We start from the raw sequence: 20,595 nt of genomic DNA, 5'->3' as shown, positions 1-20,595 counted from the left end.
ATCATTCAATAAACAGCAGTCGGCCGGGAAAGCTAGAAATACTGACAGGATCAGGTCCGGAATGGCAGAGAAAAACAGTAAAGTCACACTCTTTGTCTGGGAGGGCAAGGATAAAAATGGTCGCTCAACCAAAGGTGAGATCACCAGCACGACCATGGCCCTGGCAAAAGCCGAACTCCGCAAACAGGGTATAAACCCCACCAAGATTCGCAAAAAGGGCATTACCTTTGGCGGTGGTGGGAAGCGTATCAAGCCCATGGATATCGCGCTGTTTACCCGCCAGCTGGCCACCATGACCAAGGCTGGTGTTCCCATGCTTCAGGCTTTTGATATCACCGCCGAAGGTGTTGATAAACCCTCAATGAAAGAGTTAATTCGTCAGATTAAAAATGACATTGCCGGAGGTACCAACCTGGCAGACTCTCTCCGCAAACACCCTAAATACTTTGATGACCTCTATTGCAACCTTGTACATTCCGGTGAACAATCCGGCTCCCTTGAGTCACTGCTTGATAGAATTGCAACCTATAAAGAAAAAACCGAAGCTCTTAAGGCCAAAATCAAAAAGGCCATGAATTACCCAATTGCCGTTGTTGCAGTTGCTATTATTGTCACAGTAATCCTGCTTGTGAAGGTTGTTCCCCAGTTTCAAGAGGTTTTTGCTGGTTTTGGTGCCGAACTTCCCGCATTTACTTTAATGGTAATTGGCATATCTGAAGCTATGCAAGAGTGGTGGTACGTTGTTTTATTAGGGTGCGTCGCTGCAGGATTTGCCTTCAAAAAAGTTCTTGCTTCCTCCCCCAAAGCCCGTGACAGCATGGATAGGCTGTTATTAAAGGTTCCTGTCATTGGTGTTATTATTGACAAGTCAGCCATTGCTCGATTCTCCCGCACACTGTCTACAACATTTGCGGCCGGTGTTCCCTTGGTTGAAGCCTTGGATTCTGTTGCTGGGGCTGCAGGCAACGTCGTTTACCGAGAAGCAACGAACAGAATTAAGGAAGACGTTTCTACCGGGCAACAGCTGCAATTTTCTATGAGAAATACTGGTGTATTCCCCTCTATGGCAGTACAGATGGTTTCTATCGGGGAAGAGTCAGGCGCTTTGGATGAGATGTTAAGTAAAGTAGCAACATTCTATGAAGATGAAGTAGACAATATGGTAGATGGTCTGACCAGCCTCATGGAACCCATTATTATGGTTGTATTAGGTACACTGGTCGGTGGCCTTATAATTGCCATGTACCTGCCAATTTTCCAGTTGGGTTCTGTTGTTTAGACTTAAAGTGTCGAAGAGGATTAAAAATTATTTTGTTTTTGTTGGTTCCAGGGTCTGTTGAGATTTCAGCGGCGGCTCGGGAAAGTATTCCGTTGGTTGATATTGCCCACAGGTTTCTATAATCTCGTCCCATGACTGCTTGTGTATATATTTATCCTGGAGTATTCGGGTGAAGCAGTCGTTTTATCTTATGGGTTTATGGAGCGAGCAGTGCGAAATTCTGCATCTGACAATCCGGCCTCCCCCTCCGTTTGCCAGTCCTGGCGATGGCGTACTCTGCCTTAATGCGTGTCTGAGCGCATGCCGCCTGTGTTACCTTTTTCCACTGTCATGCCGGCCCGTATACCGGTAAAAAGAACCTGAATCACAGGGATAGCCTCCAATGAAACCCGATCAGTTCCAGTCACTGGCCGCTCAGGGGTACAACCGTATACCGGTGACCCGTGAAGTGCTGGCCGATTTTGATACGCCCCTGTCAACCTACCTTAAGCTGGCAGATAACGATTATTCCTGCCTGCTGGAATCTGTTGAAGGCGGTGAGAAGTGGGGGCGCTACTCATTTATTGGCCTGGGCAGCCGGACGGTAATCAAGGTGTATGGCTACACCTGGCAGGTGGAAACAGACGGTAAGATTGTTGAAGAGAGGGAAGTGGCAGATCCGCTGGCGGAAGTTGAAGCTTTTATGGGGCGGTTTAAAGTTCCCGACCTTCCCAGCCTGCCCCGCTTTAATGGTGGGCTGGTGGGTTACTTTGCTTACGACACTGTCCGTTATATTGAGCAGCGTTTGAATACTCTTCCCCTGGCTGAGGATAAGCTGGGTACACCGGATATTCTGCTGATGGTGATGGATGATCTGGTGGTGTTCGATAACCTTACTGGCAAGGTAATGTTTATCACCCATGTTGATCCGGTTGAAAGTGATGCCCTGGCTGAAGCTGAAGCGGCTATTGACAGCCGTTTGCAGGATTTAAAGAATAAAAGTGCCAGTCTCGCATCCGGAGGCCATACCGGAAAGCGGGCGGAAGAGAGTTTCACTTCCCTGTGGGGAGAAGATAGCTTTAAGGCGGCTGTTGAGCGCATCAAGCAGTACATCCTGGACGGGGATGTGATGCAGGTGGTGCCTTCCCAGAGAATGACTCTGCCTTACGATGATCATCCCCTGAATCTGTACCGTGCCCTGCGCTGCCTGAACCCTTCTCCTTATATGTATTACCTGAATCTTGGGGACTTCCATGTAGTGGGTTCTTCTCCGGAGATTCTGGCCCGCTTGGAACACGGTGAGGTCACGGTACGTCCTATCGCGGGCACCCGTAAGCGTGGCGCGACACAGGAACGTGATCTGGAGCTGGAAAAAGAGCTGCTGGCTGATCCAAAGGAAATCGCTGAACACCTGATGCTGATTGATCTTGGCCGTAATGATGCAGGGCGGGTTTCAAAAACCGGAACAGTGAAACTCACCGATAAAATGGTGGTGGAACGTTATTCCCATGTCATGCATATCGTTTCCAATGTGACCGGGCAGCTGAAAGAAGGCTTAACCGCCATGGATGTAATGCGGGCAACACTTCCGGCCGGTACTTTAAGTGGCGCGCCCAAAGTGCGGGCCATGGAAATTATTAATGAACTGGAGCCGGTCAAGCGTGGCATTTATGGTGGCGCTGTGGGTTATTTGTCCTGGAATGGCAATATGGATACGGCTATCGCCATTCGTACAGCTGTGATCAAGGATGGGCAGTTAAATATTCAGGCTGGTGCCGGAGTGGTTGCCGACTCTGTACCCGAGCTGGAATGGAAAGAAACATTGAATAAAGGAAGAGCTATTTTCCACGCAGTGGATATGGCAGGGAATGGTTTGTAAAAAGTTAAGAGTTTGTCTCTAAGGGGATACGCTCGGTATTGATAAGCGGGTGCTGGCAGTCATGTTTTCAAAGGCCAGGGATGGCGGTCACGCCTCAGGGCAGGACAGCCCTGTCGGCGTGGAAAACATGACTGCCAGCACCTGCGGTAAGAACAAATAGAGAGACAAAATAGAGACAAAAAAGATGTCCGGGAGTGAAGAAAAAGCAGGCACCATTTGGCAAAGAAAGCTGGATGAGATAGTCAGGTCCAAAATATTTGGAAGCCTGATCATAGGCCTGATTCTGGTGAACGGGGTAGTTATCGGACTGGAAACCCATGCCGGACTGATGGCCCGCTTTGGTGACTGGTTTGAGTGGGTAAACCAGATTGTGGTTATCGCGTTTGTTCTGGAAGCCGTTATGAAAATAGCAGCGGTGGCTCCCAGGATAAACCGTTACTTCGGCAATGGCTGGAACTGTTTTGACTTTACCATCACGGTGCTGAGCCTGATTCCGGCAGTGGGTTCCATGGCAACTGTCGCTCGACTGGCAAGGCTTCTGAGAATTTTACGGCTGGTGTCGGCTTTTCCCGAACTGCGGTTGATAGTGTCAACGCTGATCCGCTCCATTCCCAGTATGGGGCATGTGGTTATGTTGATGATGGTGATTTTTTATATTTACGGGGTGGCGGGCTTTCACTTGTTCAGCGAAGCGGACCCGACCCACTGGCGGACTCTGGGGATTTCCATGCTGACCCTGTTCCGCATCGTAACCCTGGAAGACTGGACCGATGTCATGTACGCATCCATGGACGTATATCCATGGGCCTGGGTGTACTACATAAGTTTTGTTGTGTGCGGCACCTTTGTTGTTATCAACCTTTTTATTGCTGTGGTGCTGAATAACCTGGATGAAGCCAAGGCGGAAAGGGTGGAAGAACTGCGTCGTGAACCAACAAGGGATGAAATTATCCGGGAACTGAAAACGACACAGGAAACACTTCAGCGATTGCAGGCTCACTTGGAAATCAGTGCTTCCGGAACAGATAGGAGAGATTAGTTATGCTGGTCATGATCGACAATTATGACTCCTTTACCTACAACGTGGTTCAGTATCTGGGGGAACTGGGGGCGGATGTTAAGGTCTATCGTAATGATGAAATTACCATTGCAGATATTGAAAAGCTGAATCCGGATCATCTGGTGATTTCCCCCGGCCCCTGTACCCCCAATGAAGCCGGTATCTCCATGGATGCTATCCGCCTTTTTGCCGGCAAGCTGCCACTGCTGGGAATCTGCCTTGGGCATCAAAGTATCGGGCAGGTCTTTGGGGGAGATGTGATTCGTGCCCGTCAGGTGATGCATGGCAAACTTTCACCGGTGTTCCACAACAGCACAGGCGTATTTACCGGGCTGGATAATCCGTTTACCTGCACACGTTATCACTCCCTGGTTGTGGATAAAGAGACTCTGCCGGACTGTCTGGAAGTGACCGCCTGGACCCAGAACGGAGATGGTTCCATGGATGAAATTATGGGGCTGCGTCACAAAGAGCTGATGATTGAAGGGGTGCAGTTCCATCCTGAGTCTATTATGACTGACCACGGCCATGACCTACTGGCGAATTTTCTTAAACAGAAGATTTGAAGCCCCGGTGTTTATCAAGGGCGTTTAACAAGAATGACACACTAGGGGGTTGTATGGATATTAAAGAAGCGATCGGCCGGGCCGTTCAGCATCTTGATCTGAGCTTTGATGAGATGGAAGCGGTGATGCGCCAGATTATGACGGGTGGCGCAACCCAGGCTCAGATCGGCGCGTTCCTCGTTGCCTTGCGCATGAAAAGCGAAAGTATCGATGAAATCGCCGGTGCCGCCACGGTCATGCGGGAGCTGGCCAGCAAGGTGGAAGTCAAGGCCGAGAACCTGGTGGATATTGTTGGTACCGGAGGAGATGGAGCCAACCTGTTTAATGTATCTACAGCGTCGTCTTTTGTGGCTGCCGCCGCAGGCGTATACGTGGCTAAACATGGTAACCGTGGGGTTTCCAGCAGTTCCGGCAGTGCCGATCTGTTGATGCAGGCGGGAGTAAACCTGGATGTAACACCGGAACAGGTAGCCCGTTGCGTGGAAGAGCTGGGCATTGGTTTTATGTTTGCCCCCCATCACCATGCGGCGATGAAATATGCGATCGGTCCGAGAAAAGAGCTGGGTATTCGTACCTTTATGAATATTCTTGGCCCCATGACGAATCCAGCCGGTGTGCCTAATCTTCTTGTCGGCGTATTTACCAGTGAATTATGTCGCCCTATGGCGGAAGTGTTGAAGCGTCTGGGTAACAACCATGTACTGGTTGTTCATGCTGTGGATGGACTGGACGAGATCAGCCTGGCCACGGAAACTCTGATTGCTGAGCTGAAAGACGGTGAAGTGACTGAATATCATATCCGTCCGGAAGACCTGGGTATTGAAAGCCAGAGCCTGATCGGGCTGGAAGTGGGTAGTCCGGAGGAGTCCCTGGCACTGATTCGTGACGCTCTTGGTAAGCAGGAAGGCAAGTATGCAGCTAAAGCCGCAGATGTGATTGCCCTGAATGCTGGTGCTGCAATTTATGCAGCCAATGTTGCTGGTTCCCTCAAAGAAGGGGTAGCAATGGCCGAGGATGTGATTGCCAGTGGTCTGGCTCTGGAAAAAATGAAAGAGCTGGCGGATTTTTCTGCGGTTTTTAAGCAAGTATAAACAGAACGGATAAGCATTATGACACCGGACACTCCAACCATTCTGAAGAAAATTATCGCCCGAAAGTGGGAAGAGGTGGCGGAGCGCTCGGAACAGTTGCCACTGGCCACACTGAAAGCCCAGGCAGAGCAGGCGGATGCTCCCCGGGGCTTTGTTAACGCTCTGGAAGCCAAAGTGAAAGCCGGTCAGGCGGGCATAATTGCGGAGATTAAAAAAGCTTCCCCCAGCAAGGGCGTGATTCGGGAAGATTTTCGCCCTGCGGATATTGCCCGCAGTTATGCGGAAGCGGGAGCAGTCTGCCTTTCCGTGCTGACTGACCGTGATTACTTCCAGGGCCATGAAGATTACCTGCAACAGGCTCGTGCTGCCTGCAGCCTGCCGGTGATTCGCAAAGACTTTATTATTGCGCCATATCAGGTGTATGAAGCCCGTGCTCTGGCGGCGGACTGTATCCTGCTGATTGCTGCGTCTCTTGATAACGAAGCGCTGGCCGAGCTGAATGATCTGGCGGTTGAACTGGGCATGGATGTACTTGTGGAAGTCCATAACCAGGCAGAGCTGGAGCGGACGCTGGTGCTGGATAACTGTCTGTTGGGCATCAATAATCGCAATCTGCATACTTTTGATGTCTCTCTGGATACCACCTATTCTCTGCTGCAACAGATTCCGGAAGGCCGGCTGGTGGTGACTGAGAGCGGTATCAATAATCGTGAAGATATCATCAAGATGTTCCGTCATAAGGTGAGTTCCTTCCTGGTCGGCGAGGCATTTATGCGTGCGGATGACCCGGGTAAAGAGCTAATTGCCCTGTTCGGCGACTGGCTGTAGGCGCAGGTTCTGTCAGCCTTTTTTCTTCATGGGAAAGGCTGGCAGGCGGGCTTTTTTCTTTTCCTTCCTTGAAATCCTCTCCGTCTCCCCCCATATCTCTAACCAGATATGCATATATGCAGGAGTTTTCCTTGGAACAGTTCAGAGGTACGACCATTCTTTCGGTGCGTCGTGGTGGAAAAGTAGTAATCGGTGGTGATGGTCAGGTTTCCCTTGGCGATACGGTTATTAAGGGGAATGCCCGCAAAGTGCGCCGCCTCTATAATGGCAACGTTATCGCCGGATTTGCCGGTGGCACTGCCGACGCTTTTACCCTGTTTGAACGTTTTGAAGCCCAGCTGGAAAAGCATCAGGGCCAGCTGGTGCGCTCTGCGGTAGAACTGGCTAAAGAATGGCGTACGGACCGTACTCTCCAGCGTCTGGAAGCCATGCTGATTGTAGCGGACAAAAAAGCGTCCCTGATTATTACCGGTAATGGTGATGTGATGGAGCCGGTAGATGGCATTCTGGCCATTGGTTCCGGCAGTAACTTTGCCCGATCCGCAGCCATTGCCCTGGCTGAAAATACTGAGCTGCCCGCTCTGGATATTGTCGAGAAAAGCCTGAATATTGCCGGCGATATCTGCGTTTACACCAATCATTCCCGAACAATTGAGGAGCTGGACAGCGAGTAATCGCCGCTAGCCCTGAGACGTAACATCATGTCACAGAAGACTCCCCGCGAAATTGTCCACGAGCTGGACAAACATATTATCGGCCAGGACGAAGCCAAGCGTGCGGTTGCCATCGCACTGCGCAATCGCTGGCGGAGAATGCAGGTTGACGCAGACCTGCGCAATGAAATAAGCCCCAAGAATATTCTGATGATCGGCCCCACCGGGGTGGGTAAAACAGAAGTGGCCCGTCGTCTGGCCCGCCTGGCTAACGCGCCCTTTATGAAGGTGGAAGCCACCAAGTTTACCGAAGTTGGTTATGTTGGCCGGGATGTGGAATCCATCATCCGTGATCTTATGGACGCAGCTATTAAAATGTTGCGCGAACAGGAAATGGGTAAGGTAAAAGACCGTGCCCTGGATGCGGCGGAAGACCGTATTCTCGACGCTCTGCTGCCTCCTCCCCGTAACTTTTCCGAAGACAGTGCTCCTAAAGAAGACAGTGGTACCCGCCAGATTTTCCGCAAGAAACTGCGGGAAGGCCAGCTGGACGACAAAGAAATTGAGATTGATGTCCAGGAAACCAAGGTTGGCGTAGAGATTATGGCGCCTCCCGGTATGGAGGAGATGACCAGTCAGCTCCAGAATATGTTCTCCAATATGAACACCGGCCGAAAGCAGTCCCGCAAGCTGAAGGTCAAAGATGCCCTCAAGTTGGTACAGGATGAAGAAGCCGGCAAACTGGTGAACGAAGAAGAGCTGAAGGTGAAAGCCATTCAGGCCGTAGAAGAGAACGGTATTGTCTTCCTCGATGAGATTGATAAGGTCGCCAAGCGTGCCGGAACCAGCAATGCCGATGTTTCCCGTGAAGGTGTTCAGCGTGACCTGCTGCCCCTGATTGAAGGCTGTACGGTTAACACCAAGTACGGCATGATCAAAACTGATCATATCCTGTTTATCGCATCCGGTGCTTTCCATCTCTCCAAACCTTCGGATCTGATTCCCGAACTCCAGGGGCGTCTACCCATTCGCGTAGAACTGAAAGCTCTCAGCGTTCAGGATTTTGAGCGTATCCTGACAGAACCCAACGCGGCCCTGACTGAGCAGTACAAGGCCCTGATGAAAACCGAAGGGCTGGATATTGAATTTACCGCTGATGGCTTAACCAAGGTGGCAGAAGTTGCCTGGCAGGTGAATGAGCGTACTGAAAATATCGGTGCCCGTCGTCTGCACACGGTTATGGAGCGTTTGCTGGAAGAGATTTCCTTCGCTGCGGCGGATATGGCAGAGACCGGTGAAACTGTGAAGATTGACGCAGTTTATGTCACCAGTTCCTTGGGAGATCTGGTACAGGATGAGGATTTAAGTCGGTATATTCTCTGATCAAGCTTTAACTCTTAAAAACAAGCTTTAACTCTTAAAAAATCCCCGGGCCTGAAACCGGGGATTTTTATTTGTATTGAGCAAAGTTATTTTAATGCTTCGGGGGATGGCTGGGGTATTGACGTGTCAGAATGCTGAAGAGTGTCAATAACCATGTGTTGCTTTTCTTTACGGTTGGCAATGGCGATTTGGATCAGGGTGATAAACACTCCGAGCATACCGCCAAGGACAAAACCTAGAGCGATGATTAGCTTTTTCTTGGGTTTTATCGGAGATACGGGAACAAGGGCCGCTTCATCGATAGTGACAGGTTTTACTTTTCCATTTATAAAATTGAGGACATTTAAGCTCTGAAGTTGCAACTGCAGGGGGAATACCTCGGGAAGCAAGGGCTTATTTTGGTCGCTATTTGGGTGAGTAAGGAACTGGTAGTTTTGCAGGCGATCTTTTTGTATTTTTAATCGGGCTTCAATAATATCGGAGCCTAAAAGGAATAAAGAGTCATTTTTCTGAGATGAGAGGTTCTGTGTCAAAGGCTTTTTTATTCCGCCAGCTTTGGCTATGGCGAGAGCCTCGTTAAGGCGTAATGTTTCAATCTTCTGTTTTGCAAGAAATTCATTCTCGTGAAAATAAATAGATTGCTGAATATCATGGCGAGCCTGAGTGACTGCGGATAAAAGGTCGCTCTCCAGAATCTGGATAGTCTTTTCTCTGGTAATAGGAAGGAGGTAGTCATTTATTAAACGGGCTGAAAAGTTTTGGTCATTTGAAGAGAAGCCGACAGTTATATAGTTGGCACCGTCTTTTTTCTGATCGGAATTGTTGATGCTAAGGTTTTTTTGAAACGCTTCAAACGCTGTACTTTGGGCCTGTTCTGCCGATTTCCCTTCTGGTTTGTTCTCCGATGCTTGCTTTGCAAGACCGCTTTGTTCAAATACCAATCGCTGGGTTGATGGCGATGTAAGTACTCGGTAGTACAAAAAATAGGCATTTTCTCCGGAAATCTGGGTTATGGCGTTTCTGTCTTGTGGCAGAGGTGCTTCTGAAGATATTTGTTGGTAGATACTATTTAATGGTGTGAAGTTGGCAGAAGAACTCATATACGCACGGGTTTCTGTTTTCCATGTTGGGGGAATAATGAAGGCTGCGGCTGTCGCAATTAAAGTGACTATTGTTGTAACTGCAATGATAGATAACCTGCGTGACCACAATTTCTCTATTAGTTCAAAGAGATCAATTTCATTATCAGGCTGGTTGTAGTGATATATTTGATGGTTTGTAGTGTTCATCGAAAATTTGAAGTGTAGAGTGAAAGTCCAGTATTCTACTAATAATGCTTGACTTAAGCAGCACCGAATATGAATGTTGCTCTGATTTAGCGAGAGCAGGGTTGTATTGATGAGCCTGAATATTCCAATAGGGATTAATGTACGTAAAAAACTGCGGGTCCTTTACCTCAAATATACTGAAGAAGTCTCCTGTAGCCTCCCCTGCGAGTACCTCCGTGTCTATAGTCCTTCAGCAGAAGTCCGCGGCCACGGCAAAGGTCAGGAAGTCCTTCAAACCGGCAAAAAGAATGTTTCCATCACAGCAATTGACCCCGTAGGCAACTACGGCCTGAAGCTGGTGTTTGACGATGGCCACGATTCCGGTATCTACTCCTGGGAATACCTGAAGGAACTGTGTGATAACCAGGAAATCTGGTGGCAGGATTACCTGAACCAGCTTGAGCGGGCTGGAGCCTCCCGTGATCCTGATGAAAGTGTGGTAAAAATCATACTGTAGATCATGCTCCTATAACTGCTGTAACACTATCCGGATATAGCGAAGAAAATACCGCCTAGTCGTGGCAGCTTTCCGAGGATAGAATAGGCCTCCTGCAGTCAGGTTGTGGCAATAAAACGCGATGAGCGAAAACAGCACCGGGGACAAAACCCATTTCGGTTACAAAACCGTCGATAGCCAAGACAAGGAAAAGCTTGTCGCTGATGTTTTTCATTCCGTAGCCGGTCGTTATGACCTGATGAATGACCTTATGTCCATGGGTATTCACAGGCTGTGGAAGCGGTTTACCCTGGAAATGAGCGCCGTGCGCCCTGGCCAGAAGGTGTTGGATATTGCCGGTGGTACCGGAGATCTGGCATTGAAGTTCTCAGAGTTGGTGGGCTCCACCGGGCAGGTGATTCTGGCGGATATCAATGCCTCTATGCTGGCGGTAGGCCGGGACAAGCTTACCGATGAAGGGGCAGTTGGTAATGTGGAGTATGTCCAGGCCAATGCCGAGTGCTTGCCCTTTGCGGATAACACTTTTGATCTGATCACTATCGCCTTTGGCCTGAGAAATGTTACCGATAAGGATGCGGCTATTCGTTCCATGCTCCGAGTGTTGCGCCCTGGAGGTCGTGTGCTGATTCTGGAATTCTCCAAACCCGGTAATCCTCTGCTGGCTAAAGCCTACGATGCCTATTCGTTCACGGCTCTGCCTTTAATGGGTAAGCTGGTTACCAATGATGCCGACAGTTACCGCTATTTGGCAGAATCCATCCGCATGCATCCCGACCAGGAGACTCTGGAAGGGATGATGAAGCAAGCCGGTTTTGTAAATACCGGTTACCATAATCTGACCGGTGGTGTTGTGGCGCTCCATAAAGGCATTAAGCCATGACAGCCCTGCCGGGGGCTTCCATGGCATCGATTGCTGCCCGTATGGCTATGGAAAAAGCTGTGCAGCAGATTCTTCAGCTGGATGCCGTCACCGCACATAAACTGGCGGATCTGGATGGGCGCATACTGAAAGTTTGCTGCTCTGCACCTTCCGTTGAGTTGTTTATTCGCTTCGGTGAGCGACCTTCTGTTTTAAGTGTCTGTGAGCAGGAGCCGGATTGCAGCTTAAGTGGTTCTGCCCTGAGTCTGCTGAATCTGGCCAGATCAGAGAGTTTGAAGGAACATATAAAAAATGGGGATGTTTCCTGTGACGGGGACTTCGGCCTTGTAGAGATGACAGCCACTATTTTCCGGGATTCTGAGTTTGACTGGGAAGCCCTGCTGGCGGAGTACACTGGTGGTGTTGTGGCCCATCCTCTTGGTTCACTGTTTCGGCAGGGGCAGAGGACAGGCAAAAGAACATCTCAGATTGTTAGAGAAAACCTGTCCGAATATCTGCAGGAAGAGCTTCGCTTTCTTCCCCCTTCCGGAGAAGTTGATGCTTTCTCCGAAGACCTCGCGGTTTTGACGAATAATGCAGAGCAGTTGGCCATTCGGGTTGATGTTCTGCTGAAGAGAAAACATATGTATAAAATGCAGGGAAGAGGCTAACGCGTGCACAGGCTGTTTCGCATTTTTACCATTCTTGGGGTCGTTGCCCGTTATCGCCTTGATAATCTGATCAATCCGGATCATCTGCCCTGGTATGGCAGAGTGATACTGCGTTGCCTGCCTTGGCGCTGGATAAGGCATTCGTCTTCACGGGGTGCCCGCCTGCGTATGGCGTTGACGGATCTTGGCCCTGTCTTTGTAAAGTTTGGCCAGATTGTATCCACCCGCAGGGATCTTCTGCCCGATGATATTGTCGATGAGCTGGCCCAGTTGCAGGACAAGGTTCCCGCTTTTGGCAGTGATCAGGCCGTTGCCATAATAGAGAAAAGTCTTGGGCAATCCGTTGATCAATTGTTCCGGGAATTTGACCGGGAGCCTATGGCTTCCGCCTCCGTTGCCCAGGTTCATGGCGCAGCACTGGAAAATGGCGACAGCGTTGTTGTAAAGGTGATTCGTCCGGGGATTGATAAGGTTATCCGTAAGGATATTGGCCTGCTCTACCTTCTGGCCAGAGTGGTTCGGCTCACGGAGGATGGTCGCCGCCTGCGCCCGGTTGAGGTTGTTGCGGATTATGAGAGCACCATTTTGGATGAACTGAATCTTCAGAGGGAAGCGGCCAATGCTTCCCAGCTCCGCCGTAATTTCCTTGAGTCCCACCTTCTTTATATTCCCCGTATCTACTGGGACTTTACCCGCACCAGCGTTATGGTAATGGAGCGTATTGACGGTGTTCCGGTAACAGATATAGCAGAACTGAAAGCCCAGGGTACGGACATGAAGCTGCTGGCGGAACGCGGGGTGGAAACCTTTTTCATCCAGGTGTTCCGGGACAGCTTCTTCCATGCGGATATGCATCCGGGCAATATTTTTGTTTCCCGTCGTAACCCTGCTGACCCTCAATACATCGGTATTGACTGCGGTATTGTTGGCTCCCTGACCCCTGAAGATCAGAGTTACCTGGCCCGAAATCTGCTGGCGTTTTTCCGCAGGGATTACCGTATGGTGGCCAGACTGCATATTGATTCTGGCTGGGTGCCTGCCAGTACCCGGGTTAATGAGCTGGAAGGAGCTATTCGTACCGTCTGTGAACCCATCTTTGAAAAACCCCTGTCGGAAATCTCTTTTGGCATGGTGCTGTTGAATCTGTTTCAGGTTGCACGTCGGTTCAATATGGAAGTTCAGCCCCAGCTCGTCCTGCTGCAGAAAACCCTGCTGAATATCGAAGGTTTGGGCCGACAACTCTATCCGAAGCTGGACCTGTGGGCCACTGCTCAGCCATTTCTTGAGGAGTGGATGAAAGATAGAGTGGCTCCGGTCGGAGTGATGAAACGTATTCACCATAATATGCCCGAGCTGATAGAACAGGCACCGATGTTGGCCCACCGGATGCTGGAGGATATTCAATCCCTGAGTTCCCGGCAGAAGCCGGAGACCTGCGCCAAGGATTACAGCCAGTCTGAAAAGAGTAAAATAACCCGTTTTGTTGGTTTTGCGGCCCTGGCCGGTGCGGTCGTATTGGTTTGGCAGCCCGAAGGGCTGAATGTTCAGGGTTGGGCACCATTATTACTGGGGGCTGCGGGTGGTTATCTGCTCAGTCTGCCCGGTTCAGAATCAAGAGGGTAGTGATATGTCCAACAGCTGGTTAAATGAAGTAGTCTGGAACAGTGACGGACTGTGCCCCACTATTGCCCAGGATGTGGATACCGGTAAAGTGTTGATGATGGCCTGGATGAACCGGGACTCCCTGGAAGCGACTATCCGTGAAGGCCATGCAATCTATTGGTCACGTTCCCGGGGTAAACTCTGGCGCAAGGGTGAGACATCCGGGCATACTCAGGAAGTGGTGGACCTGCGCCTGGATTGTGATAGCGACACACTGTTGCTAAGGGTGCGTCAGCATGGTGGTATTGCCTGTCATACTGGCCGGGAACACTGTTTCTTCAAGCAACTGCAGTCAGGTGATACTATCTGCTGGCGGGATGTTGAACCGGTGGTGAAATCGCCGGATGATATTTACCAACCGGATGCAGAATAAACAGAGCCGGACGGCAGTTTGCCTGGACGGATTTGAGATACTGGGGTAGAAATGAGCGATATACTTGGCCAGCTGGCACTGGTTCTGGAGCAGCGCAAAGGGGAGCATCCGGATACCTCTTACGTGGCCGGTCTCTATAAGGAAGGTCTCAATAAAATTCTGGAAAAGGTTGGTGAAGAGTCCATAGAAACCATTCTGGCGGCCAAAGATGCTGAACAGAGCGGGGATGTGGGTGATGTTATCTATGAAACGGCGGATCTATGGTTTCATTCCATGGTGATGCTGGCTGAACTGGGTACCGGGCCGGATGCGGTGCTGGACGAGCTGGCCGGCCGGTTTGGTTTGTCGGGGCTTGAGGAAAAAGCCTCGCGAGCGTCTTCAGGGCCCAAGGGGTCCTTCTGAGCAGGACAGAAAACGATGACAGACTGTATTTTCTGTAAGATCGAGCAGGGTGATATCCCGGCAGATATTGTTTATGAAGATGAACACTGTCTGGCGTTTCGGGATGTACAGCCCAAGGCTCCGGTCCATCTTCTTGTCATTCCCCGCAGGCATGTTGCCAATCTCAATGATCTCAGTGAAAATGACCGTGATTTGATCAGCCACCTGATGCTGACTGTGCCAAAAGTAGCCAGGCAACAAGGGTTAAATGAGGGCTATCGTACCATTGCCAATACCGGCAAAGGGGGAGGGCAGGAGGTTTTTCACCTGCATTTTCATATTCTCGGTGGCGGTGAATTACACCCCCTGTAATTAATAATGATTTGAAAGGGAGTATTTTATGGGTATCAGTATTCCACAGCTGTTGATTGTTCTGGCTATTCTGATCCTTCTGTTTGGCACCAAGCGTCTGCGCAATATTGGCGGTGACCTGGGTAATGCCGTGAAGGGTTTCCGCAAGGCCATGGGGGGCGATGAAGCCAAAGAAGAGCCTTCCGAGCCCCAGAAACTGAAAAGCGAAGACGCGCAGTTTCGTGAAACTGAAGGACAAAAAGCCGAGCAGGAAAAGAAGTGATTCCTGTTGTTAACCGCTCTATAGATGGAAGCCTGTAGTGTTTGATATTGGTTTTCTGGAACTGCTGATTATTGCGGTAATTGCCCTGGTGGTGTTGGGTCCGGAGCGCCTGCCTCATGCCATCAAGGTGACTGCGGTGTGGATTGCCCGCATCAAGCGCAGTTTTAATAACATCCGTACTGAAATTGAGCGTGAAATTAATGCCGACGAGATTCGGCGGGAAATTCATAATGCTTCGGTTATGGATGAATTGAAAAAGACGCGTGAAGAGCTGGAGAAAGATATGGGGGATATAAAAGAGACCCTGAACTCTCCGGTTGAAAGTATGATGAAAAGCAGTGACAGTTCTCCCGCTCAAAGTAAGAGCCGTGAGAGCGATGATGCCCCTGGACAGGCAATTTCTGAAGAGAAGGTTTCTGAGCCGAGTGCTTCTGAACGGAAAGAATCCGGTTCGCTGTCTGAACAGGTGGAACAGGGCGCTGCTTCCCACTCCGCAGATAAATCCTCCTGAAAGAATGTTTGATGAGTAGCAACCAACAACAGGAATCCCCAGGCCAGGAGCCTGAAAACGATACCGGACAGCCCCTGGTACAGCACCTTCTTGAGCTGCGTAACCGTATTTTGAAGGCTGTCGGCGTTATACTGGCCATTTTCTTGTGCCTGTTTTATTTCGCCAACGATATTTACGCTTTTGTGTCCCAACCGCTGCGGGCGTATCTGCCAGAAGGTGCGACCATGATCGCCACGGAAGTGGCCTCACCGTTTCTGACGCCGTTCAAGCTGACGTTGATTATCTCTATATTTCTAAGCGTGCCGTTTATTCTCCACCAGGCTTGGGCGTTTATTTCTCCCGGGTTATACCGCCATGAGAAAAGGCTGGCGATTCCTCTTCTGATATCCAGCGTACTGTTGTTCTATGCCGGTGCCGCCTTTGCCTACTATGTGGTGTTCCCACTGGTATTTGGGTTCTTTACCAGTGCCGGGCCGGAAGGTGTAGCGATTATGACGGATATAAATCGTTACCTGGATTTTGTTCTGAAGATGTTTTTTGCCTTTGGCGTAGCCTTTGAAATTCCTGTGGCAACGGTGCTGCTGGTGGCCTCCGGTATCACCTCGGTTAAGAGTCTGAAAAGCAAGCGCCCATACATTGTCGTAGGCTGCTTTGTGATCGGCATGCTGCTGACACCGCCGGATGTTATCTCTCAGTCCTTGCTGGCTATTCCCATGTGGCTGTTGTTTGAAGCTGGTATTGTATTTTCCCGGTTTGTGGAGAAGAGTGCTAAAAAGCGGGAAGAGCAGGAAGCTTAAGCTGTCGTTTGAATCTGGAGGGCCGCCCCTGGGCGGCTTTTTTGTTATGAATCTTTTGTTGCTGGAAGCCGAAGATATCATCGGGCCGGGGCGGGCGCTGATTCGCGGACGCCGTCTGGCCCATGTGCAGAATGTTCATCAGTCTGAAGTGGGGGATACCATCAGGGTTGGTGAGTTAAATGGTGATATGGGGGAAGGGCGTATTGTTCGTCTTGAAAAGGACGAGCTGGAACTGAAGTATACCCTGACCAGTGCTCCACCGAAGAGTATTCCAGTTACCGTGCTCCTGGCGCTCCCCCGGCCAAAAATGCTGAAGCGGACTTTTCAGACCCTGGCTGCCATGGGGGTGAAAAAGGTTGTTTTGATGAACAGCTTTCGGGTAGAGAAAAGCTTCTGGCAATCCCCTTGGCTAAGGCCTGCGACTATTCGTGAACAGCTGATACTCGGTCTGGAGCAGGCAAGGGACACTGTTCTGCCGGAAGTGATTCTGGAAAAGCGTTTTAAACCCTTTGTGGAAGATCGTTTACCGGCTATGTCCGAAGGCATGCGCAAGCTGGTAGCGCACCCTGTCAGTGACCAGATTTGTCCCCGAGCAGTCAATGAGCCGACGGTGCTGGCCATTGGTCCTGAGGGTGGGTTTATTCCCTATGAAGTAGAGCGGTTGGTGGAATATGGCTTTGAATGCGTGCACCTTGGTCCGCGGATTCTACGGGTAGAAACGGCTGTTCCTGTTCTTCTTGGCAGGCTTTTTGACTAGAGCCTGCTCACAACCTTATCGTGGAAAGCGAAAGATCATGAACAGGCTTTTAGGGCTATTTGTTTCTAAAGGTGTTTCAGGCATCCTGATTGGAATGCCTGGAACTGTTTTCATGCTTCACTGGTTTTTAACTGGTCGAAATCACTGGCTGAATGTCGTTCAGGCAATTGCTGGTCCTCATCTCCCCAGGTGCGGTTAACCATACGTCCACGTATAACGGCCGGACGTGCTGCAATCTCATCGGTCCAGCGGTTTACATGTTTATAGGAGGCAGTCTCGAGAAACTCTGCCGCTTCATAGGCCTGGCCTTTAACCAGAATGCCGTACCAGGGCCAGATGGCCATATCAGCAATCGTATACTCCTCACCGGCGATATAACGGTTATTGGCCAGCTGGCGGTCCAGAACATCAAGCTGTCGTTTTGTTTCCATGGCAAAACGGTCGATGGCGTACTTGATTTTCTCCGGAGCGTAGTGATAGAAGTGGCCAAAGCCTCCGCCGAGATAGGGGGCGCTACCTATCTGCCAGAACAGCCAGTTCATGCATTCTGTATGGGCGGCAGGCTCTTTGGGGAGAAATGCACCGAATTTTTCTGCCAGATAAAGCAGGATAGAGCCGGATTCAAACACTCTGGTAGGCGTCTTCGTACTCATATCCATCAGTACCGGGATTTTTGAGTTTGGGTTAGCTTCTACAAAGCCGGAGCCAAATTGCTCGCCTTCACCAATATTTATCAGCCAGGCGTCGTATTCCGCTTCTTTCATCCCCAGAGCGAGTAACTCTTCCAGCATAATGGTGATTTTCACCCCGTTGGGAGTGCCCAGGGAATAGAGTTGCAATGGATGCTTGCCAACAGGCCGTTCTTTATCATGGGTTGCTCCGGCGACGGGACGGTTCAGGTTTCCCCAAACCCCACCATTGCCTTTTTCCCATCTCCAGACTTTAGGTGGAACATAAGCTGTATCGTCAGACATAGTGATAAATCCTTGTTTAACTCATATCCTGTGGGTCAATATCAACAGACCACCGTAGTTTACGGGCCAGTGGATTCTGTTCCATAGAAGGAATCAATCGATAAAGCAGGTTGTGTAAAGGTTTTCTGTTTCGGGACTGCAAGTGCAGCTGCCAGCGCATACGCCCCTGACGTCTTTCCATGGGAGCGGGCATAGGGCCGATCACCATTACACCTTCCGGACCACCAAGGTTTTCCCCGTTGATAATATCCCTGGCTAACTGGGCGGATTGTCCCAGAAATTCTTCCAGAGGTTGTGGGTGGAGGGCTTCGGCAGATAGAAGGGCAATGTTACTGTACGGCGGCAGTCCTATAGCGTGACGCTGGGCGAGAATTTGCCCGGAGAAGTCATCGTAACCCCGGTGAATAAGCGTCTGTAGCTGCATATTATCCGGCGTGCCGGTCTGGATCAGAACCCGCCCGGGTCGTTCTGCGCGACCAGCCCGGCCGGCGACCTGCAAAATCAGCTGCCCGGTTTTTTCCGCTCCTCGAAAGTCTGCGCTGAAAAAGCCGGCGTCGGCATTCACAATTACAACCAGGGTGACCGCCGGAAAATGATGGCCTTTGGCCAGCATCTGGGTACCCACCAGAATGACGGGTTTGCCTTTATGGATTTTATCGATCATCTCCTGGAAGGCATGCTTTTTACGCATGCTATCCCGATCAATACGCAGTACCTCCGTGCGTTTAAACAGCTGGTCCAGAATTTCTTCCGTCCGCTCTGTGCCCTGACCAACAGGACGTAACTCCCGGCTGTTACAGTTGGGACAAATGTGGGGAATAGGCTGATGGTTGTCGCAGTGGTGGCAGTGAAGGTGTGGGGGAGACCTGTGCAGAGTCATATGGGCATCACAGTTTGGACAGTCAATCAGCCAGCCACACTGGTCACAGGTCAGTGTGGGGGCGTAACCCCTGCGATTCAGGAACACGAGAACCTGGTGGCCCTGTTTCAGGGTCTCTTTTATAGCCGTAAGGCTGGTGGGGGCCAGCCCCCCCTGGAGGCTCTGGTTGCGGGTATCAATCAGCTCCAGGGTGGGAGGCTTGGCAGTGCCGGCTCTCTGCTGAAGGTTGAGGTAGCGGAATTTATGGGACTGGCTGTTGTGCAGTGTTTCCAGGCTGGGGGTTGCACTGCCCAGAACCACAGGAATATTTTCCAGGCGTCCTCGGTAGAGGACCACATCACGGGCTGAATAGCGAATACTGTCCTGCTGCTTGTAGGAAAGGTCGTGCTCCTCATCCACGATAATAATGCCCGGCTCCAGCATTGGCGTGAAAATGCCTGAGCGGGTGGCAATAATAATACCTGCCTCGCCACGGGAGGCGGCCAGCCAGCCATTAAGCCTTTCCCTGTCGGTCAGGCCGGAATGGAGTACGGCCACAGGTACATTAAAACGCTCCCGAAACCGTGCAAGGGTCTGCGGGGTCAGGCCAATCTCAGGAATCATCACCAGTGCCTGACGTTTCTTCTCCAGACAGCTGGCAATGGCTTGCAGGTAAACCTCGGTTTTGCCGCTGCCGGTCACCCCGTGTAGAAGGGTGGTGCTGAACTGGTGATTTTCGCAGGTAATGGCCTCCAGAGCCCGGGTTTGTTCATTGTTGAGTACCAGGGGGGAAGACTTCAGCAGGGGGGTATGATCATAAAAAAGTCTGAAAGAGGGTGTTTTCTCTGTACTTTCTATCAGTCCCCGTTTTTCCAGATTACTGAGCAGAGCTTTGTCGAATCCCATACTGCGCAGGGCTTCGGCGGACACGCCGTCCGGATGTTGCTTGATCAGTGCCCAGGCTTCCTGTTGGCGAGGGGCTCTTGCCCTGGCGAGGCCCTGTTCGGCCTGGTTATCGAGGTTGGGGGCGGGCTGCCAGAAGGCGTGGACTTCCTTGCCAAGATCGTAGCCCTGGCGCAGTAGGGCGGGCAGAGCCTGGCTCAGGGTTTCTCCGGGGGAGTGGTGATAGTAATTTGCTGTCCACAGAGTCAGTTTCATCAGACTTCCGGGCAGTACTGGCTGGTGATCGATAATGGCACTGACCGGGCGGAGTTTGTCGGCCGGAACCTCTGAGGTAACCTCCAGGCTGATCAGAACACCTATAATCTCCTTGTTCCGGAAGGGTACCCGTACCCGCACCCCGGGAACCAGCTGGCCGCTGCCCCCGTGTTTTGGGGGGAGATAATCAAACAGGCGTCGAAGCCCCACGGGCAGGGCGATACGCAGAATTCCGGCTGGATGATCGGACATGACCTTGTGAAATCGGGCAAAATTCTAGCTTACCAGTGCTTTATGGTGGTGTCTGTTATCGGAACAGGGCAAACAGGGTTATTTTTCCTTTCGTATTGGTTGTTTTCCGGCTTTGCTCGGGGAATCGGGTCTGCTACTATTCGCGATCTTCTGTCGGTAGTGCTACCGATTAATGGCATGCGGTGCCAGGGGCTGGCGGTTTAT

General features: G+C 50.8%; 22 protein-coding genes. 19 read left to right on the top strand and 3 right to left on the bottom strand.

Annotation, left to right across the window (positions count from 1 at the left end; genetic code table 11):
- Nucleotides 1-61: 61 nt before the first annotated feature.
- From ACY2RQ_RS05575 to hslU, 8 genes are all read left to right on the top strand, one after another.
- On the top strand, nucleotides 62-1,279 hold the full coding sequence (locus ACY2RQ_RS05575) for a type II secretion system F family protein (protein WP_490111970.1): 1,218 nt from the start codon (nucleotides 62-64) through the stop codon (nucleotides 1,277-1,279).
- A gap of 382 nt (nucleotides 1,280-1,661) precedes the next feature.
- Nucleotides 1,662-3,137 (top strand): anthranilate synthase component I, encoded by a 1,476-nt coding sequence (gene trpE / locus ACY2RQ_RS05570; RefSeq protein ID WP_490111969.1) that lies wholly within the window; start codon nucleotides 1,662-1,664, stop codon nucleotides 3,135-3,137.
- Between the two features lie 184 nt (nucleotides 3,138-3,321).
- Nucleotides 3,322-4,176 (top strand): ion transporter, encoded by an 855-nt coding sequence (locus tag ACY2RQ_RS05565; protein WP_490111968.1) that lies wholly within the window; start codon nucleotides 3,322-3,324, stop codon nucleotides 4,174-4,176.
- A 2-nt stretch (nucleotides 4,177-4,178) separates the two neighbouring features.
- Nucleotides 4,179-4,763: an anthranilate synthase component II gene (locus ACY2RQ_RS05560; protein WP_490111967.1), complete on the top strand. Its 585-nt coding sequence runs from the start codon at nucleotides 4,179-4,181 to the stop codon at nucleotides 4,761-4,763.
- 53 nt (nucleotides 4,764-4,816) lie between these two features.
- The gene (gene trpD, locus ACY2RQ_RS05555) at nucleotides 4,817-5,854 is read left to right on the top strand and encodes an anthranilate phosphoribosyltransferase (protein ID WP_490111966.1); all 1,038 of its coding nucleotides are present in this window, start codon (nucleotides 4,817-4,819) and stop codon (nucleotides 5,852-5,854) included.
- 18 nt (nucleotides 5,855-5,872) lie between these two features.
- Nucleotides 5,873-6,682: an indole-3-glycerol phosphate synthase TrpC gene (gene trpC / locus ACY2RQ_RS05550; RefSeq protein ID WP_490111965.1), complete on the top strand. Its 810-nt coding sequence runs from the start codon at nucleotides 5,873-5,875 to the stop codon at nucleotides 6,680-6,682.
- Between the two features lie 131 nt (nucleotides 6,683-6,813).
- Complete coding sequence (gene hslV, locus ACY2RQ_RS05545) at nucleotides 6,814-7,356, top strand: ATP-dependent protease subunit HslV (RefSeq protein WP_490111964.1); 543 nt, start codon at nucleotides 6,814-6,816, stop codon at nucleotides 7,354-7,356.
- Between the two features lie 27 nt (nucleotides 7,357-7,383).
- Complete coding sequence (hslU, locus tag ACY2RQ_RS05540) at nucleotides 7,384-8,718, top strand: ATP-dependent protease ATPase subunit HslU (protein ID WP_490111963.1); 1,335 nt, start codon at nucleotides 7,384-7,386, stop codon at nucleotides 8,716-8,718.
- An 86-nt stretch (nucleotides 8,719-8,804) separates the two neighbouring features.
- Here the strand turns inward: hslU and ACY2RQ_RS05535 are convergent, their stop codons facing one another.
- Nucleotides 8,805-10,007: an LPS O-antigen chain length determinant protein WzzB gene (locus tag ACY2RQ_RS05535; RefSeq protein ID WP_490111962.1), complete on the bottom strand. Its 1,203-nt coding sequence runs from the start codon at nucleotides 10,005-10,007 to the stop codon at nucleotides 8,805-8,807.
- 109 nt (nucleotides 10,008-10,116) lie between these two features.
- On the opposite strand from ACY2RQ_RS05535, the gene ACY2RQ_RS05530 reads away from it, so the two are divergent.
- The 11 genes from ACY2RQ_RS05530 (at nucleotide 10,117) to ACY2RQ_RS05480 (ending at nucleotide 17,148) form a co-directional block, all read left to right on the top strand.
- Entirely contained in the window at nucleotides 10,117-10,503 is a 387-nt protein-coding gene (locus ACY2RQ_RS05530; RefSeq protein WP_490111961.1) for a gamma-butyrobetaine hydroxylase family protein, read from the top strand.
- A gap of 121 nt (nucleotides 10,504-10,624) precedes the next feature.
- The gene (gene ubiE, locus ACY2RQ_RS05525; protein ID WP_490111960.1) at nucleotides 10,625-11,383 is read left to right on the top strand and encodes a bifunctional demethylmenaquinone methyltransferase/2-methoxy-6-polyprenyl-1,4-benzoquinol methylase UbiE; all 759 of its coding nucleotides are present in this window, start codon (nucleotides 10,625-10,627) and stop codon (nucleotides 11,381-11,383) included.
- A gap of 20 nt (nucleotides 11,384-11,403) precedes the next feature.
- Nucleotides 11,404-12,033 (top strand): ubiquinone biosynthesis accessory factor UbiJ, encoded by a 630-nt coding sequence (locus ACY2RQ_RS05520; protein WP_490111959.1) that lies wholly within the window; start codon nucleotides 11,404-11,406, stop codon nucleotides 12,031-12,033.
- Between the two features lie 3 nt (nucleotides 12,034-12,036).
- Nucleotides 12,037-13,656, top strand: coding sequence for a ubiquinone biosynthesis regulatory protein kinase UbiB (ubiB, locus tag ACY2RQ_RS05515; protein ID WP_490111958.1), 1,620 nt, complete (start codon nucleotides 12,037-12,039; stop codon nucleotides 13,654-13,656).
- A 4-nt stretch (nucleotides 13,657-13,660) separates the two neighbouring features.
- Nucleotides 13,661-14,068, top strand: a complete 408-nt coding sequence (hisI, locus tag ACY2RQ_RS05510; protein WP_490111957.1) for a phosphoribosyl-AMP cyclohydrolase — start codon at nucleotides 13,661-13,663, stop codon at nucleotides 14,066-14,068.
- Nucleotides 14,069-14,119: 51 nt separating this feature from the next.
- A complete protein-coding gene (locus tag ACY2RQ_RS05505) occupies nucleotides 14,120-14,470 on the top strand; it encodes a phosphoribosyl-ATP diphosphatase (protein WP_490111956.1) in 351 nt (116 codons plus the stop codon).
- 15 nt (nucleotides 14,471-14,485) lie between these two features.
- The gene (locus tag ACY2RQ_RS05500) at nucleotides 14,486-14,821 is read left to right on the top strand and encodes a histidine triad nucleotide-binding protein (protein ID WP_490111955.1); all 336 of its coding nucleotides are present in this window, start codon (nucleotides 14,486-14,488) and stop codon (nucleotides 14,819-14,821) included.
- Nucleotides 14,822-14,849: 28 nt separating this feature from the next.
- Nucleotides 14,850-15,083 carry a twin-arginine translocase TatA/TatE family subunit gene (gene tatA, locus ACY2RQ_RS05495; RefSeq protein WP_490111954.1) on the top strand — a complete coding sequence of 78 codons (234 nt, stop codon included), beginning with the start codon at nucleotides 14,850-14,852 and terminating at the stop codon, nucleotides 15,081-15,083.
- Between the two features lie 37 nt (nucleotides 15,084-15,120).
- Nucleotides 15,121-15,594: a Sec-independent protein translocase protein TatB gene (gene tatB / locus ACY2RQ_RS05490; protein ID WP_490111953.1), complete on the top strand. Its 474-nt coding sequence runs from the start codon at nucleotides 15,121-15,123 to the stop codon at nucleotides 15,592-15,594.
- Nucleotides 15,595-15,605: 11 nt separating this feature from the next.
- Nucleotides 15,606-16,391, top strand: a complete 786-nt coding sequence (gene tatC / locus ACY2RQ_RS05485; protein WP_490111952.1) for a twin-arginine translocase subunit TatC — start codon at nucleotides 15,606-15,608, stop codon at nucleotides 16,389-16,391.
- A gap of 46 nt (nucleotides 16,392-16,437) precedes the next feature.
- The gene (locus ACY2RQ_RS05480) at nucleotides 16,438-17,148 is read left to right on the top strand and encodes a 16S rRNA (uracil(1498)-N(3))-methyltransferase (RefSeq protein WP_490111951.1); all 711 of its coding nucleotides are present in this window, start codon (nucleotides 16,438-16,440) and stop codon (nucleotides 17,146-17,148) included.
- Between the two features lie 110 nt (nucleotides 17,149-17,258).
- Here ACY2RQ_RS05480 and yghU read toward each other — a convergent pair whose 3' ends face one another.
- On the bottom strand, nucleotides 17,259-18,122 hold the full coding sequence (gene yghU / locus ACY2RQ_RS05475) for a glutathione-dependent disulfide-bond oxidoreductase (RefSeq protein ID WP_490111950.1): 864 nt from the start codon (nucleotides 18,120-18,122) through the stop codon (nucleotides 17,259-17,261).
- Between the two features lie 16 nt (nucleotides 18,123-18,138).
- Nucleotides 18,139-20,391, bottom strand: coding sequence for a primosomal protein N' (locus tag ACY2RQ_RS05470; RefSeq protein WP_490111949.1), 2,253 nt, complete (start codon nucleotides 20,389-20,391; stop codon nucleotides 18,139-18,141).
- Nucleotides 20,392-20,595: the final 204 nt, after the last annotated feature.

It is taken from the genome of Parendozoicomonas sp. 209JJ7-1, assembly GCF_058147085.1.
This window is presented reverse-complemented; position numbering and strand designations above follow the sequence as displayed.

Bases quoted from the DNA above. Each gene is read 5' to 3' on its own strand.
- ACY2RQ_RS05575 (WP_490111970.1), top strand. From the start codon at position 62: ATGGCAGAGAAAAACAGTAAAGTCACACTCTTTGTCTGGGAGGGCAAG.
- trpE (WP_490111969.1), top strand. From the start codon at position 1,662: ATGAAACCCGATCAGTTCCAGTCACTGGCCGCTCAGGGGTACAACCGT.
- ACY2RQ_RS05565 (WP_490111968.1), top strand. From the start codon at position 3,322: ATGTCCGGGAGTGAAGAAAAAGCAGGCACCATTTGGCAAAGAAAGCTG.
- ACY2RQ_RS05560 (WP_490111967.1), top strand. From the start codon at position 4,179: ATGCTGGTCATGATCGACAATTATGACTCCTTTACCTACAACGTGGTT.
- trpD (WP_490111966.1), top strand. From the start codon at position 4,817: ATGGATATTAAAGAAGCGATCGGCCGGGCCGTTCAGCATCTTGATCTG.
- trpC (WP_490111965.1), top strand. From the start codon at position 5,873: ATGACACCGGACACTCCAACCATTCTGAAGAAAATTATCGCCCGAAAG.
- hslU (WP_490111963.1), top strand. From the start codon at position 7,384: ATGTCACAGAAGACTCCCCGCGAAATTGTCCACGAGCTGGACAAACAT.
- ACY2RQ_RS05535 (WP_490111962.1), bottom strand. From the start codon at position 10,007: ATGAACACTACAAACCATCAAATATATCACTACAACCAGCCTGATAAT.
- ACY2RQ_RS05530 (WP_490111961.1), top strand. From the start codon at position 10,117: ATGAGCCTGAATATTCCAATAGGGATTAATGTACGTAAAAAACTGCGG.
- ubiE (WP_490111960.1), top strand. From the start codon at position 10,625: ATGAGCGAAAACAGCACCGGGGACAAAACCCATTTCGGTTACAAAACC.
- ACY2RQ_RS05520 (WP_490111959.1), top strand. From the start codon at position 11,404: ATGGCATCGATTGCTGCCCGTATGGCTATGGAAAAAGCTGTGCAGCAG.
- hisI (WP_490111957.1), top strand. From the start codon at position 13,661: ATGTCCAACAGCTGGTTAAATGAAGTAGTCTGGAACAGTGACGGACTG.
- ACY2RQ_RS05505 (WP_490111956.1), top strand. From the start codon at position 14,120: ATGAGCGATATACTTGGCCAGCTGGCACTGGTTCTGGAGCAGCGCAAA.
- ACY2RQ_RS05500 (WP_490111955.1), top strand. From the start codon at position 14,486: ATGACAGACTGTATTTTCTGTAAGATCGAGCAGGGTGATATCCCGGCA.
- tatA (WP_490111954.1), top strand. From the start codon at position 14,850: ATGGGTATCAGTATTCCACAGCTGTTGATTGTTCTGGCTATTCTGATC.
- tatC (WP_490111952.1), top strand. From the start codon at position 15,606: ATGAGTAGCAACCAACAACAGGAATCCCCAGGCCAGGAGCCTGAAAAC.
- ACY2RQ_RS05480 (WP_490111951.1), top strand. From the start codon at position 16,438: ATGAATCTTTTGTTGCTGGAAGCCGAAGATATCATCGGGCCGGGGCGG.
- yghU (WP_490111950.1), bottom strand. From the start codon at position 18,122: ATGTCTGACGATACAGCTTATGTTCCACCTAAAGTCTGGAGATGGGAA.
- ACY2RQ_RS05470 (WP_490111949.1), bottom strand. From the start codon at position 20,391: ATGTCCGATCATCCAGCCGGAATTCTGCGTATCGCCCTGCCCGTGGGG.